11 protein-coding genes and 1 pseudogene are annotated in these 13,587 nt (G+C 70.2%); 5 read left to right on the top strand and 7 right to left on the bottom strand.

The annotated features are described in order from the left end of the window. Window position 1: 1 nt before the first annotated feature. A complete protein-coding gene (locus AQJ46_RS22890; protein ID WP_059207382.1) occupies window positions 2-1,144 on the bottom strand; it encodes a WD40/YVTN/BNR-like repeat-containing protein in 1,143 nt (380 codons plus the stop codon). A 229-nt stretch (window positions 1,145-1,373) separates the two neighbouring features. Here AQJ46_RS22890 and AQJ46_RS22885 point away from each other — a divergent pair, with 229 nt between their 5' ends. Then, window positions 1,374-1,961, top strand: coding sequence for an Rv1733c family protein (locus tag AQJ46_RS22885; protein ID WP_059207381.1), 588 nt, complete (start codon window positions 1,374-1,376; stop codon window positions 1,959-1,961). Window positions 1,962-2,334: 373 nt separating this feature from the next. On the opposite strand, the gene AQJ46_RS22880 is transcribed toward AQJ46_RS22885, so the two are convergent. Next, window positions 2,335-3,999: a DNA alkylation response protein gene (locus tag AQJ46_RS22880; RefSeq protein ID WP_059207380.1), complete on the bottom strand. Its 1,665-nt coding sequence runs from the start codon at window positions 3,997-3,999 to the stop codon at window positions 2,335-2,337. A 63-nt stretch (window positions 4,000-4,062) separates the two neighbouring features. On the opposite strand from AQJ46_RS22880, the gene AQJ46_RS22875 reads away from it, so the two are divergent. Further along, complete coding sequence (locus tag AQJ46_RS22875) at window positions 4,063-4,821, top strand: PaaX family transcriptional regulator C-terminal domain-containing protein (protein ID WP_059207686.1); 759 nt, start codon at window positions 4,063-4,065, stop codon at window positions 4,819-4,821. A 64-nt stretch (window positions 4,822-4,885) separates the two neighbouring features. Here the strand turns inward: AQJ46_RS22875 and AQJ46_RS22870 are convergent, their stop codons facing one another. Both AQJ46_RS22870 and AQJ46_RS22865 read right to left on the bottom strand, forming a co-directional pair. Further along, window positions 4,886-5,689, bottom strand: coding sequence for a pectate lyase (locus AQJ46_RS22870; RefSeq protein ID WP_059207379.1), 804 nt, complete (start codon window positions 5,687-5,689; stop codon window positions 4,886-4,888). A gap of 47 nt (window positions 5,690-5,736) precedes the next feature. Then, the gene (locus AQJ46_RS22865; RefSeq protein ID WP_059207378.1) at window positions 5,737-6,714 is read right to left on the bottom strand and encodes a pectate lyase family protein; all 978 of its coding nucleotides are present in this window, start codon (window positions 6,712-6,714) and stop codon (window positions 5,737-5,739) included. 767 nt (window positions 6,715-7,481) lie between these two features. Here AQJ46_RS22865 and AQJ46_RS22860 point away from each other — a divergent pair. Continuing rightward, window positions 7,482-8,774, top strand: a complete 1,293-nt coding sequence (locus tag AQJ46_RS22860) for an extracellular catalytic domain type 1 short-chain-length polyhydroxyalkanoate depolymerase (RefSeq protein ID WP_404828481.1) — start codon at window positions 7,482-7,484, stop codon at window positions 8,772-8,774. Between the two features lie 84 nt (window positions 8,775-8,858). On the opposite strand, the gene AQJ46_RS22855 is transcribed toward AQJ46_RS22860, so the two are convergent. After that, on the bottom strand, window positions 8,859-9,938 hold the full coding sequence (locus AQJ46_RS22855; protein ID WP_057609755.1) for an NADH:flavin oxidoreductase/NADH oxidase: 1,080 nt from the start codon (window positions 9,936-9,938) through the stop codon (window positions 8,859-8,861). Between the two features lie 159 nt (window positions 9,939-10,097). Between AQJ46_RS22855 and AQJ46_RS22850 the strand changes: the two genes are divergently transcribed. Further along, window positions 10,098-10,451 (top strand): ArsR/SmtB family transcription factor, encoded by a 354-nt coding sequence (locus AQJ46_RS22850; protein WP_059207376.1) that lies wholly within the window; start codon window positions 10,098-10,100, stop codon window positions 10,449-10,451. Here AQJ46_RS22850 and AQJ46_RS22845 read toward each other — a convergent pair. Next, window positions 10,371-11,759, bottom strand: coding sequence for a nucleobase:cation symporter-2 family protein (locus AQJ46_RS22845; RefSeq protein ID WP_059207685.1), 1,389 nt, complete (start codon window positions 11,757-11,759; stop codon window positions 10,371-10,373). The genes AQJ46_RS22850 and AQJ46_RS22845 overlap by 81 nt on opposite strands. Window positions 11,760-11,848: 89 nt before the next feature. Next, the gene (locus AQJ46_RS22840) at window positions 11,849-13,189 is read right to left on the bottom strand and encodes an FAD-dependent oxidoreductase (RefSeq protein ID WP_059207375.1); all 1,341 of its coding nucleotides are present in this window, start codon (window positions 13,187-13,189) and stop codon (window positions 11,849-11,851) included. 195 nt (window positions 13,190-13,384) lie between these two features. On the opposite strand from AQJ46_RS22840, the pseudogene AQJ46_RS57280 reads away from it, so the two are divergent. Next, window positions 13,385-13,579, top strand: a pseudogene (locus tag AQJ46_RS57280) (DUF6214 family protein); the annotation flags it as partial. Between the last annotated feature and the right edge of the window lie 8 nt (window positions 13,580-13,587).

Below are 13,587 nucleotides of genomic sequence, written 5' to 3'. Positions count from 1 at the left end.
ATCACGCGACCACCGCCGCCCGCACACACAGCACGTCCGGCAGATGCGAGGCCAACTGCCGCCAGCTGTCGCCGTCGTCGGCCGAGGCGTACACCTCGCCGTTGCGGTTGCCGAAGTAGACGCCGGCCGGGTCCGCGTCGTCCGTGCACATCGCGTCCCGCAGCACCGTGCCGTAGTGGTCCTCCTGCGGCAGACCCGCTGTGAGTGGCTCCCAGCTCTTGCCCGCGTCCGCCGTGCGGAAGACCCGGCATCGGTGACCGGCCGGGACGCGGTCCGCGTCGGCGTTGATCGGAAAGACGTACGCCGTCTCACCGCGGTGCGGATGGGCGGCCACCGCGAAGCCGAAGGTGGACGGCAGTCCCTCGCCGATGTCCGTCCAGTGCGCCCCCGCGTCGTCGCTTCTGTACACACCCCAGTGGTTCTGGAGGTACAGCCGGTCCGGATCGGCCGCGTCCCGGGCCACCTTGTGCACGCACTGGCCGAACTCCGGGTTGGGGTCGGGCAGGAACACCGCGGAGACACCGGAGTTGGACGGCTCCCAGCTCGAACCGCCGTCCTTGGTGCGGAACACCCCGGCGGTCGAGACGGCCACCGTCACCGCGCGCGGATCCCGCTTGTCCGTCAGGACGGTGTGCAGGCCCTCACCGCCACCGCCCGGCACCCACTTCGAACGGGTCGGATGCTCCCACAGCGGACGGACGAGCTCGAAACTCTCCCCACGGTCCTCGGAGCGGTACAACGCGGCCGGTTCCGTGCCCGCGTACACCACGTCCGGCTCGGCGGCCGCCGGGTGCAGCTGCCAGACCCGCTCCAGGGAGGCTTCGGTGTCCTTCGGGAACTTCACCGCGGGCTGGGCCGGCTCCGTCCAGGTGCGGCCCAGGTCGTCGGAGTGGAACACGGAGGGGCCCCAGTGCGCGCTGTCACCGCCGACCAGCAGCCGCGGGCGCTTGCCCCGGGTGTCGATGGCAACCGAGTACACGGCCTGCGCGTTGAAATACGGGCTCTCGTCGAACTCCCAGGTGCCGCCGCGCCCACGCCCGATGAACAGACCTTTGCGCGTCCCCACGGCAAGCAGCTTCTCAGTCATACCGATCACCTCCGTGACGTCTTTGTCCCAGACACCGGCCAGTCTGCACCCCACCACTGACAGTCACCTCTGGAAAGGCCTTCATCGCAGGTCAGGGCGGGGATGGTAACCGGCTGCGGCGATTGACGGGCCGCTTTCGGGAAGATGCCCGCGGCGGTGGACGGCCCGGTGCGACCGTCGTGACGGAGAACTCGCCGTGAGCCGTGAGCATGGAGGACGGCTCCCCCGTATGGGAGGTCGGTCCGGCATGTTCGTGCGCCCGTCGCTCATGAGGAGGATGCCTTCGATGGCGTTCCGTGGTCCCAAGGTCTGGCTGTGGCGTTGGCGGCGCAATCCACTCAGACGACGCGCCGACACCGTCGAGGCGTGGGTCGTGCTCGGTGCCTGGCTGCTCACCGTGCTGGCCGGGGTGTCAGCCGGTCTGGGGGTGAGCCGGTCGGTCGAGCACCAGCTGGCGCTGGAGCGCGTCGAGTGGCGGCCCGTGGTGGCCCGTCTCGTCGACCGGGCGCCGGGCACGGCCGACCCGGGCACGGCGAGCGGTGAACGGGTGTGGGGCAAAGTGGCCTGGACCGGGGCCGACGGCTCGGCCCACGAGGGTCAGGTCCGCGTGGATCCCGGCAGCACCCAGGGCACCCCGGTCACCGTCTGGACCGACGCCCGGGGCCGTCTGATGACCCAGCCCGCAACCAAGGGCCAGGCACAGATCCGCGCGGCGTTGATCGGCATCCTGGTCGGCTTCAGCACCGCGGCCGTCCCCTTCGTGGGCGGTCGGGTCCTCCGCGGCCGTATGGAGCGCCGCCGCCTCGACCAGTGGGACACGGACTGGGCGCACTTCGGCCCGCTGTGGGGCGGGAGGCGGGCCGACGGGAGGTGACACCGGCCGGCAGGGCCGCGTGGAGTGAACCAACAGTGTGCAACCACTGCGTGCGGCTACCGCCCTCCAAAACCTCCCGGCAAGCCCGTACCAACCGCTCGTCGTCCAGCACCTCATGGCTGTCGGCTCCGGCAGGAACCAGGGCGGCCAGGCAGGCGGTGATGGTCCGGCGCGTGTGCGGATTCTCCGTCCGGGCCGTCCGCAGGACCGGCGCGGAGAGCTCCCCTTCCCCGGAGATCTGCCGGAGCGCACACGCGGCGGACTCTCGCCCCCCACAGATCCTCGGGGGCGGAGTGCGCGGCGGAAGCGCTGGGGTCCGTTCAGGGAGACGCGTCGGCCGTACCGCCCGTATTGATCCGACAGCGGGGGAGGATCAGTTGCGGCCAGGCAGCGCTCGGTCGAGGATCAGCTCCACCTCCGCCGCGTCGGGCAGGGTGCCGAAGGCGTGCCCCCAGTCGCCACCGAGTCGTGTCGCGCAGAAGGCGTCGGCGACCGCGGACGGGGCGTGCCGGACGAGGAGGGAGGCCTGGAGGGTGAGGGCCATGTGTTCCACCAGCCGGCGGGCGCCCGCCTCGGACGTCGTGGCCAACAGGTCCTTGAGCCGGGCGACGGCCGCGTCCAGCCGGGCGTCCGCCCCCTGGGCCAGGGCGAGTTCGCCGAACAGCGCCTGAGCGGTGTCCGGCGCACGGCGCAACGCCCGCAGGACGTCGAGCGCGTTGACGTTCCCGGACCCCTCCCAGATCGACAGCAGGGGAGCCTCCCGGTAGTGCCGGGGCATGCCCGAGTCCTCCACGTAGCCGTTGCCACCGAGGCATTCCAGGGCCTCAGCGGTGAAGGCCGGACCCCGCTTGGTGACCCAGTACTTGCCGACGGCGGTGGCGATGCGGCGGAACGCCTGCTCGCCGGCGTCCCCGCGCACCGCGCGGTCGGCGGCGCCCGCGAGCCGTAGCGTGAGGGCGGTGGCGGCCTCGGACTCCAGCGCCAGATCGGCCAGGACGTTGCGCATCAGCGGCTGGTCAACCAGCCGGGCGCCGAACGCGCTGCGATGCCGGGCATGGTGTCCCGCCTCGACGAGCGTCCTGCGCATCAGGGTCGCCGACATCATCACGCAGTCCAGCCGCGTGCAGTTGACCATCTCGATGATCGTCTTGACGCCCTGTCCCTCGGGACCGACCAGCCAGGCGACCGTCCCGTCGAACTCGGGCTCGGAGGAGGCGTTCGACCGGTTGCCGAGCTTGTCCTTGAGGCGCTGGATGCGGAAGGTGTTGCGGCTGCCGTCCGGCAGGATGCGCGGGACGAGGAAGCACGACAGCCCGCCGGGCGCCTGCGCCAGCACCAGGAACACGTCGCACATCGGCGCCGACGTGAACCACTTGTGCCCGCGCAGCGTGTACACGCCCGACTCCGCGGTGGGCGTCGCCACGGTGGTGTTCGTGCGGACGTCGGAGCCGCCCTGCTTCTCGGTCATCCCCATGCCGGCGAGCAGCCCGCGCTTCTCGGCCGGCACGCTGAGCTCGGGCTCGTACTCGCGGCCGGTCAGCAGCGGCTCGTAGACCTTCGCCAGCTCCGGCTCCTTGCGCAGCGCCGGGATCGCCGCGTACGTCATCGACGTGGGGCAGCCGTGGCCCGCGTCCGTGTGCCCCCACACCAACCCGCCTGCCGTGCGGGCGACATGGGCGCCGGGCCGGTCTTCGGACCACGGGGTGCCGGCCAGTCCCTCGGCGACGGCGGTCCTCATCAGGTGGTGCCAGCTCGGGTGGAAGTCGACCTCGTCGACGCGGTTGCCGTACCGGTCGTGCGTGCGCAGTACCGGCTCGTGCCGGTTGGCCTGATCCGCCCACTCCTGGGCCTCGGCGCTCCCGGCCCGCAGACCGAGCCGCCGGATGCCCTCCTCGGCCCAGCCGGCGCCCTCGCGGCGCAGCCCTTCCAGCAGGACGGGGTCGTCGGAGGCGTCGTACGGACTCAGCGGAGGCGGCTGGTTGGTGACGGCGTGGGTGGCGGTCTGTTCGGGCGCGGGTATGGAGACCATGACACCCATGTTGCACTCCTGCTTCGGTCGTAGCAATAGTGCAACAATGAGGAAGTCGTACAGTACGTGACCATGCGGAGGAACGTGTCGGAGCAGCCTGACGAGGTCGATCTGCGGCCGTTGTCCGCGCGGTCGGTCGTCCTGAGCCTGCTGCTCGGCGCGCATCCGCCGGAGATGCCCGTGAAGGACCTGGTCCGCGCGGTGGAGCCGTTCGGCGTCGGCGGCTCCACGCTGCGTGCCGCTCTCAGCCGGATGGTGAGCGCCGGTGACCTGCGACGTGCCGATACCGTCTACGGTCTCAGTGACCGGCTGCTCGCTCGTCAGCGCCGTCAGGACGACTCCGTGCACCCCCGCACGCGCGCGTGGAGCGGCGACTGGGAGATGGTCGTGATCACGGCGACGGGCCGTGGGCCGGCCGAACGCGCCGAGCTGCGCGCGCGGCTGACCGCCCTCCGGCTCGCCGAACTCCGTGAGGGCGTCTGGCTGCGCCCCGCCAACCTGCTCCGATCGCTTCCGGACGACCTCGACGCGGTCGCCCAGCGCTACACGGCCCGCCCCGGTCGCCCCGGGCCGGAACTGGCCGCCGAGCTGTGGTCCCTCGGCGGCTGGGCGGCCCGGTCCCGGGCGCTGCTCACTCAGGTCACGCGCGCGGACCGGCCCGCGGACCGGCTCACCGGCTTCGCGGCCGTCGTACGGCATCTGCTGACCGACCCGGTGCTGCCGCCCGAGCTCCTGCCGCCAAACTGGCCGGGTGCGGAACTGCGCTCCGCGTATGCGGCCTATCAAGGGGAGCTGTCGGACACCGTGCCCCAGAGCCGGCTCCGCACATGACACGGCGGCCGTGCGAAGCGCCGTGCGGGGACGCTTCGTACGGCCGCCTTCACCTACCGAGCGGCTACTTGTAGGTGATGTCGGACGTCGCGTACTTGCAGTAAGTGCTGTCCGGTCCGGAGCCGTTCGTGGTCGGCTCCTTGCCCGTGTTGTTCCCGATGTACTTCTGGCACGGGACGATCTTCTTGCTGGAGTCTCCGACGATCGTGATCTTCTTCAGGGTCGCGCTGTCGCCGTAGTTGGTGTTGATGCCGACGAGCTTGTTGCCCGAGTAGGTCGCCTCGATGGTGTTGAGGTTGATCGTCCGCTTGTACTGCGTCGAGCAGTTGCCGCAGGACCGCACGAAGGTGCCGAAGTTCTGCACCGCGAAGTTGGAGACGTTGAGCGTCCCGGCGCCGTTGAACTGGAACACCTTGTCGCTGGCCGACCGCGCGCCACCGCCGGAGACGGTGTACACGTTCGACGACGAGGAGCCGCGGAAGGTCGCCGCGTCCTCGCCGACGTCCTCCCACCACACGTTCTGCAGCGTGCAGCTGCCCGCGCAGTGGATGCCGTCGGCGGCGGGAGCCCCGATGATGACGTTCTTCAGGACGGTGCCCGCGGCCAGGTTCAGGATCGGACCCTGGTCCTCGTCCTGGCTGTCGCTGCCCAGGTCGCCCGTGCCGTACAGGCGCTTCATCCCGTAGTCCTTGGTGCCGGACAGCTGGATGGTCGAGGAGACCGCCTGGCTGCCGTTCGCCGTCGGCCAGGTGGCGGCGCTGGCCGACGGTGCGTTGAGTGTCATGATCATGCCAACCGAGAGGCCGAGTGCGGCCACGGCTCCGGTCAGCGCGCGGGTACGCGCGCGTGGACGTGTCGAAGAAGTCATGTCCCGATTCCTTCTTCCATGTCGGGGGGTGGACGGGTTGGGGGTGGTCAGATCTTTCCGGTGCCCGCGCCGCCCGTCACCGAGGTGACGACGGAGGAGGCGGGCTCGGCGGTGTAGCCGTACGGAGCGGTGGTGAAGGTGCCGACCCGGGAGACCTCGGTGGCGGCTCCGCCGAGGTCGTTGCCGCGCAGGTTGGCGTAGCCGTCCACGTCACTGCTCCGGTTCGTGGTGACAGCGACTCCGGTGCTCCGGAAGACGTTGTTCTCCACGAGCATCTGGGCGCCCATGCGCGAGTGCACCGCGGTCTCGGCGCCGACGACGTAGTTGTCGTAGAAGTGCCCGGTGCCGAAGCGCAGACTGGGGATGCGCGAGTTGACGTTGTTGAACCAGTTGTGGTGGTACGTCACCTTCAGATGGCCGGTGTCCTCGCTCGCGTTGTTGTCGCTGTGTCCGACGAGCGAGCCCTTGAAGTGGTCCTTGAAGGTGTTCCAGGACACCGTGACGTTGTCCGAGCCGTGGTTGATGTCCAGCAGACCGTCGTAGTAGTCCTTGTCGTGATCACGGTCCGCCGAGAAGGAGTTGTGGTCGATCCACACCTTCGTCGAGGCCTGCACCTCGATGCCGTCGGCGGGCGCGAGGGGCTTGCTGATGTTCAGGTTGCGGACGACGACGTTCGTGACCTTCTTCAGCCGCAGCCCGCCGCCGGTGAACCCGGAGGACGAACCGACGCCCAGCACCGTGGTGTTGGAGCCGACGTCGACCGTACCGCTCAGCGAGATCAGGCCGTTGACCTTGACGACCTTCGCCGTGCTGCCGGTGACGGCCGTCTTGAAGGCGCTCAGCGTGGAGACGGTGACCGCGGAGGCGCTGCCGCCGCCGGTCGTTCCGGCGCCGAAACCGATGGGGGAGGTCTCGGCGGCCCCGGCCGGCTGCGGGACGGCCAGGGCGGCCGCCGTCGCGAGCGCGGCCGCACCGGCGGCCAGAGCGGATCTTTGCGCGTGTGTACGTGGGGGGCGAGTACGCATGCGGGGTGCGTCCCTTCGTGGTGCCTGCATGGTGCCTGTTCGGTCATGTACGTAAAAACTGTTCGCCATGTTGAACTACGTGCGCAGTGCAGAGCGGCCATGTAGGGCCCTGGGGCTGCGGGCCGGTCACATCGCTGAACGGAACGTAGAGGGTAAGCGCTTTCTGGTCAACGCTTTGCGCAGAAGACATTCGGCCGTCCGGGTGGGGGAAGGGCCAGCGGGGGCGAGCGAATTCTTTCGACGTGTGGGAGCGCTTCCATGGCAGCCATGTGCATGCCACGATGCTCGCCGGACGCTTCCCTTCCGAGAGATTCGAGAACTTCCGAGAGGGGCGAGTCGGTGGTGGCTCCACCTATGCGTACGTTCAGCAGCGGCCTGGTGCTCACCTCGGGCGCCCTGGGACTCGCCTGCCCTCGTCCCCGAGCCGGCGGCGGGCGGGCGGGCGGACCAGCCCGCCGCCGGACTCCTTCGGCGGGTCCTCCGACCAAGGACCCGAACCGCGACCGGACCGACCGCTGCCTTGCTGGCCTCGAACCAGTACTGGTGGCCGGTTGTCGTCGGGGAAGAAGACGGCGCCGCTCCTTTCGCGCCTGGCCCGCCGACAGTCCGGGCGGCACGTGACGCCGCCGGCCTGCCGACTGCGCAACCCCTACCAGGGCCTGGACCCGCCCGCGAGCGAAAGCTGCACCCAACTGCCCTGGCAGCCCGGCCCTGTTGACCCGGACGAACTCCTCCTGCTGTTACCGCTGACCGAAAGGGGCAAGGACGTGTCCATCACCCCCAGGAGACCGCTGAGGTCGGTGCTGCCGGCCCTGCTGTTGTTACTCGCGGCGGTGCTCTTCGCCGCCCCCACCGCATCGGCCCGCACGGAGGCCGCCCCCACGGCGACCCTCACCGAGATCACCGACTTCGGTACGAATCCCAGCAATCTCCAGATGTATCTGTACGTGCCGGACAACGTCACCGCGCACCCCGCGGTCGTCGTGGCCGTGCACTACTGCACCGGCTCCGGACCGGCCATGCACAACGGCACCGAGTGGGCCCAACTGGCCGACACCTACGGCTTCGTGGTGATCTACCCCTCGGTCACCCGGTCCAGCAAGTGCTTCGACGTGTCCTCGCCGCAGGCGCTGAAACGGGGCGGCGGCAGCGACCCCGTCGGGATCAAGTCGATGATCGACTGGACGGTGAGCACCTACTCCGCCGACACCAGCAGGATCTACGCCACCGGCATCTCCTCCGGCGCGATGATGACGAACGTCCTGCTCGGCGACTACCCGGACGTGTTCGCGGCGGGCGCCGCCTTCTCGGGCGTCCCGTTCGGCTGCTTCGCGACGACCGACGGCTCGGAGTGGAACAGCGCCTGCTCGGGCGGCACGATCACCCACACTCCGCAGGAGTGGGGCGACCTGGTCCGCGCCGCCTACCCCGGCTACACCGGCACCCGGCCACGCATGCAGGTGTGGCACGGCACCGAGGACGACGTGCTGCGCTACCCCAACTTCGGGGAGGAGATCAAGCAGTGGACGAACGTCCTCGGCGTCAGCCAGACGCCGGCCGCCACCGACTCGCCGGCCTCCGGCTGGACCCGCACCCGCTACGGCGCCACCGGTGACCGGGCCCCCGTCGAGGCGATCAGCCTCCAGGGCGTCGGCCACAACCTCTACGCCTGGGGCATGGCCTCCCGCGCCCTCACCTTCTTCGGCCTCGACAGCTCGGGCCCCGCACCCCAACCCCAGCCCGGCGCCTGCAAGGTGACGGCGACGACCAACGCCTGGAACACGGGCCTGACGGCGTCCTTGACGATCACCAACACCGGCACCACCGCGATCAACAGCTGGCAGCTGGCCTTCACCCTCCCCACCGGCCAGACCCTCACCAACGGCTGGGGCGCCACGTACACGCCGTCCTCCGGCACGGTGACGGCGACGAACGCGACGTACAACGGGACGATCGCGCCCAACGCGAGCGTCAGCATCGGATACCAGGCGAATCACGGCGGGAACAGTGCGGCGCCGGGTACGTTCACACTCAACGGAACGACCTGTAGCGCGAGTTGAGCACTCATCGGCCCTCGCGGTCCTCCGGCGGGGCGCCGGCACACTGTGCCGGCGCCCCGCCGGAAGCGCGGCAGACCCCGCTCGTCAGACCGACCGGTGGTACTGCTCCGGAACATGCACCTCCCCGCCCAGCTCCCGCGCGGCATGCCGCGCCCAGGACGGGTTCCGCAGCAGTTCGCGGCCCAGCAGCACCGCGTCCGCCTCGCCGTTGGAGAGGATCTTCTCGGCCTGTCCGGTCTCCGTGATGAGGCCGACCGCGGCGACCGGGAGGGTGGTCTCGGCCTTGACGCGGGCGGCGAAGGGAACCTGGTAGCCGGGGCCCACCGGGATGCGGACGCCCGACGCGTTGCCGCCGGTGGAGACATCGAGGAGGTCGATGCCGTGTGCCTGGAGGTCGTGGGCGAAGCGGACGGTGTCGTCCGGGGTCCAGCCGCCCTCCTCCAGCCAGTCGGTCGCCGAGATGCGGAAGAAGAGGGGCTTGTCGTCGGGCCAGACCTCGCGCACCGCGTCGACGACCTCCAGCGCGAAGCGGGTGCGGTTCTCGAAGGAGCCGCCGTACTCGTCGGTGCGGTGATTGCTGTGCGGGGAGAGGAAGTTGCCGATCAGATAGCCGTGGGCGCCGTGTATCTCGGCGACTTCGAAACCGGCGGCGAGGGCGCGACGGGCCGCGTCCGCGAACTGGCCCACCACCTCCGTGATGTGATCGGCCGTCAGCTCCGTCGGAACCGGGTGCTTCGTGTCGTACGCCAGCGCGCTGGGGCCCAGTGGCTGCCATCCTCGCGCGTCCGGGGCGAGCGGCGCGCCGCCCTTCCAGGGCTGGTCGGTGGAGGCCTTGCGGCCGGCGTGGGCGAGCTGGATTCCCGGCACCGTGCCCTGGGAGACCAGGAAGCGGGTGATGCGGCGGAACGCCTCGACCTGGGTGTCGTTCCAGATGCCGAGGTCGTAGGGGGAGATACGGCCCTCGGGGCTGACGCCGGTGGCCTCGACGATGATCAGGCCCGTGCCGCCGGCCGCGCGCGCCGCGTAGTGCGCGAAGTGCCAGTCGTTCGGGGCGCCGGTCTCGGGACCCTCAGGAGCGGCCGAATACTGGCACATCGGCGGCATCCACACCCGGTTCGGGATCGTCACGTCGCGGAGGGTGCACGGCTCGAAGAGTGCGCTCACGGCGGGCTCCATTCAACAAGACCGGTGGTGGTGGACTCGTACGATAGGCATCGTAGTACGTCGAATGTCAAACTACGAAAGGTCTCGTACAATGGGCTTCCCGAGGACCGGTCCCCGAGTCCGGAGAGCCCCCGGGAAACCCGGAGAAGTGGAGCCGCCGTGACCTCCCCCGCCGTCAGCAGTCGCGCCCTCCCGCACCCCGAGCGCGGCGAGATCCGGCTGGAGGGCATCCTGCACGCCCTCTCCGACCCGATGCGTCTGCAGATCGTGCGAGAGCTCGCCGCGGTCGGCGACGAGCTCTCCTGTTCGCACTTCGATCTGCCCGTGACCAAGTCGACGACCACCCACCACTTCCGGGTGCTGCGCGAGAGCGGAGTGATCCGGCAGGTCTACCAGGGCACCGCCAAGATGAACGGCCTGCGCCGGGACGACCTAGACGACCTCTTCCCGGGACTTCTCGACGCCCTCCTCGGCGCCGCCGCCCGCCAGGCCATCCGGCTCGGGAGCGGTTGAACCGGCCTTCCCGGGCAGGTGGTTGAAGAGCAGGTTCAGCACGATCGCCGTCAGACAGCCCGCGCTGATGCCGCTGTTCATCACCGTCTGGAACCAGTCGGGGAACTTCTCGTAGATCGTCGGCACGCCCACCGGCAGCACGCCCACGGCCACCGAGACGGCCACCACGGTCAGGTTGTTGTTGCCCTTGAAGTCCACCCGGGTGAGGGTCCGCAGGCCGCTCGCCGCGACCGTCCCGAACATCACCAGGCCCGCCCCGCCCAGCACCGGAGCCGGTACGGCCGCGACCACAGCACCCAGCTTGGGCAGCAGGCCCAGCAGGACCAGGATGCCGCCGGCCGTGGCGACGACCCAGCGGCTGCGCACCCGGGTCATGCCGACGAGACCGACGTTCTGGGCGTACGCCGTGTACGGGAAGGTGTTGAAGACACCGCCGAGCACGGTCGACAGCCCGTCGGCGCGCAGACCGTCCGAGAGGGAGCGCGGCTCGACCCTGCGGTCCGTCATCTCGCCCACCGCGATCAGGTCACCGGTCGTCTCGGTCATCGTCACCAGTGCCACGACCAGCATCGACACGATGGCCGAGAACTCGAAGGTCGGCGCCCCGAAGTGGAACGGCGTGCTGATCCCGACCCAGTCCGCGTCACCGACCCCCTCGAAGTCCGTGAAGCCGAAGGGGACGGCCACCGCAAAACCGACCCCGATGCCGATCAGTACCGCGATCCGGCTCAGGAACGCCGGCGCGAACCGCTGCACGCCCAGCACCACCACCAGGACGAACACGGCGAGCCCGATGTTCTTCGGGGCGCCGAAGTCTGCCGATCCGGCGCCGCCCGCGACCCAGTTGCCGGCGACCGGCAGCAGCGAGATGCCGATGATCAGGATCACCGTGCCCGTGACCAGCGGCGGGAAGAAGCGGAGCAACTTGCCGAAGACGGGGGCGAGCAGCATGATCGCGAGGCCCGCGACGATCACCGAGCCGTAGATCGCCGGGAGTCCGCCGCCTGTCGTGCCGATCAGGACCATCGGTGACACGGCCGCGAAGGTGCAGCCCTGCATGATCGGGAGCCGTACGCCGAAACGCCAGAAGCCGATGCACTGGATGAGCGTGGCGATACCGCACACCAGGAGGTCGGCGGTGATCAGATACGCCAGATCCGTGGGCGACAGCTTCATCGCGCCGCCGACGATCAGGGGGACGGCCACGGCGCCCGCGTACATCGCGAGGACGTGCTGGAGGCCGAAGGCGGCGAGCTGCCGTACCGGGGGCACTTCGTCTACGGGATGCACAGGGGTGGTTTGAGCCATGTCCGAGACCGTAAGCGTGTTGAACAGTTTGTTGATTTCGACGGTGTTGCCGCTTCGTTGCCCGGTGCGGGCCAGGGGGTCCACGCCCCCTAAGAGGCACTGCCGTGCACCGCGTTCATCAGGGACTGCCAGTCCGGGAGTTTCACCACGCCCCGGCCCAGGGACGCACCGAGCTCCGCCTCCGCCCGCTCGATCGCGCACCAGCCCGCCCACTCCACCGGTTCGGCGCCCGCTGCCCGCAGCGCGTCGAGTGGGTCCTCGGGCAGATCTTTGTGTACGAGCGTGGGGGCGTCCTCGAGCAACGAGGTCACCGTTTCCTTGGCGTCCGGGCGGTTGGTGCCGATCACGCCGGTCGGGCCGCGCTTGATCCAGCCGGCCACGTACTCTCCCGGGACGGCGGAACAGCCGTGCACGACCCGCCCGTCGACGTTGGGTACCGTGCCGCTCTCCGCGTCGAACGGCAGCCCCTCCACCGGCATGCCCCGGTAGCCCACCGAGCGCAGCACCAACTGGGCCTCGATCTCCTCGAATTCACCGGTGCCGCGCACACCGCCGCGCCCGTCCGGCACCGTCCTCTCGAAGCGGACCGCGCCCACGCGGCCGCCGTCGGCGAGGAGTTCGACGGGCCGCAGGAAGAAGCGCAACGAGATTCTGCGGGAGGTCGGTCGAGACTCCGCGGCCGCCCAGCCTCGCAGCACCTCCACGTTCCGGCGCTGTGGCGCCGACAGGGGAGAGGGGTCGAGATACGCCGGGTCCAGCGCCAACTCCGCCGCGTCCACGACCACTTCGGTGTCCGGCAGGGAACCCAGCTCGCGCAGCTCCTTGGTGGTGAAGCGGGCCTGGGAGGGGCCCCGCCGACCCACCATGTGGACGTCCGTCACGTGGCTGGCGGCCAGCGCGGTGAGTGCCGGATGCGGCATGTCGGTCGGGCTGAGCTCCGTCACCCCGCGGGCCAGCATCCGCGTCACGTCGACCGCCACGTTCCCCACACCGATGACCACCGCCGACCGGGCGCCGACCACGAAACCGTCGGCTGTGGAGTCCGGATGCGCGCTGTACCAGGACACGAACTCCGTCGCCGACCAGCTGCCCGGCAGATCCTCGCCCGGGATCCCCAGATGCCGGTCGGTCGCGGCGCCCACGCAGTACACGACGGCGTGGTACAGCTCGCGCAGCCGCGCGGCCGGCACCCCGCCCGGGCCGATCCCGATGCCTCCGAGAAACCGCACCCGCTCGTGCTCCAGGACCGTCCGCAGGTTGTTCTGGAGCGATTTGATCTTCTCGTGGTCCGGTGCCACTCCGTAACGCACCAGGCCGTACGGGCACGGCAGCCGGTCCAGGACGTCGACGAGCACGTCGGGATCCTGCTGCACGAGGCTCTGGGCGGTGTAGCACCCGCTGGGCCCGGAGCCGACGACGGCGACACGCATGCTTCCAGGATCGCACCGCCACCGCTCCGCTGACAGGGTGCCGCGCGTGGCATGCGTATGAGTGTCCGTTCGCATGGAATGTGATCATTTGGTTACGTTGCGTGCGTGCTCGCCGTGGTGGCCGAAGGCGGCGTGTCCCTGGAGGGCGTACGGGCGCAGCCGGCGCTGACGTCTTCGGGTGCCGCGGAGCAACTGGTCAGCCGTGCCCGCCCCGCCTGGCCGCGCGGCATGGAAGGGCGCTGGTTGATCGCCCAGCAGTACCGAGCCGCCCAGGAGGACGGCATCGACCCGGTCCTCGCGGTGATGTGCGCGACCGGGCACATCTGCCGCAAGTCGCTCCGGCTCGTCTCCCAGGCGCGCGACGCAGGATTCCTGACACCACGGCACGCCGAACTACC

The sequence above is a fragment of the Streptomyces canus genome (assembly GCF_001514145.1).
GTDB classification, from domain to species: Bacteria; Actinomycetota; Actinomycetes; order Streptomycetales; family Streptomycetaceae; genus Streptomyces; species Streptomyces canus.
The sequence above is the reverse complement of the archived record's forward strand: the minus strand, read 5'-3'. Positions and strand labels throughout refer to the sequence as shown.

What these genes read in the sequence shown, in the direction of transcription:
- AQJ46_RS22870 (WP_059207379.1), bottom strand. Translation starts at nt 5,689, where the DNA reads ATGACTTCTTCGACACGTCCACGCGCGCGTACCCGCGCGCTGACCGGA.
- AQJ46_RS22880 (WP_059207380.1), bottom strand. Translation starts at nt 3,999, where the DNA reads ATGGGTGTCATGGTCTCCATACCCGCGCCCGAACAGACCGCCACCCAC.
- AQJ46_RS22845 (WP_059207685.1), bottom strand. Translation starts at nt 11,759, where the DNA reads ATGGCTCAAACCACCCCTGTGCATCCCGTAGACGAAGTGCCCCCGGTA.
- AQJ46_RS22875 (WP_059207686.1), top strand. Translation starts at nt 4,063, where the DNA reads ATGCGGAGGAACGTGTCGGAGCAGCCTGACGAGGTCGATCTGCGGCCG.
- AQJ46_RS22885 (WP_059207381.1), top strand. Translation starts at nt 1,374, where the DNA reads ATGGCGTTCCGTGGTCCCAAGGTCTGGCTGTGGCGTTGGCGGCGCAAT.
- AQJ46_RS22840 (WP_059207375.1), bottom strand. Translation starts at nt 13,189, where the DNA reads ATGCGTGTCGCCGTCGTCGGCTCCGGGCCCAGCGGGTGCTACACCGCC.
- AQJ46_RS22865 (WP_059207378.1), bottom strand. Translation starts at nt 6,714, where the DNA reads ATGCGTACTCGCCCCCCACGTACACACGCGCAAAGATCCGCTCTGGCC.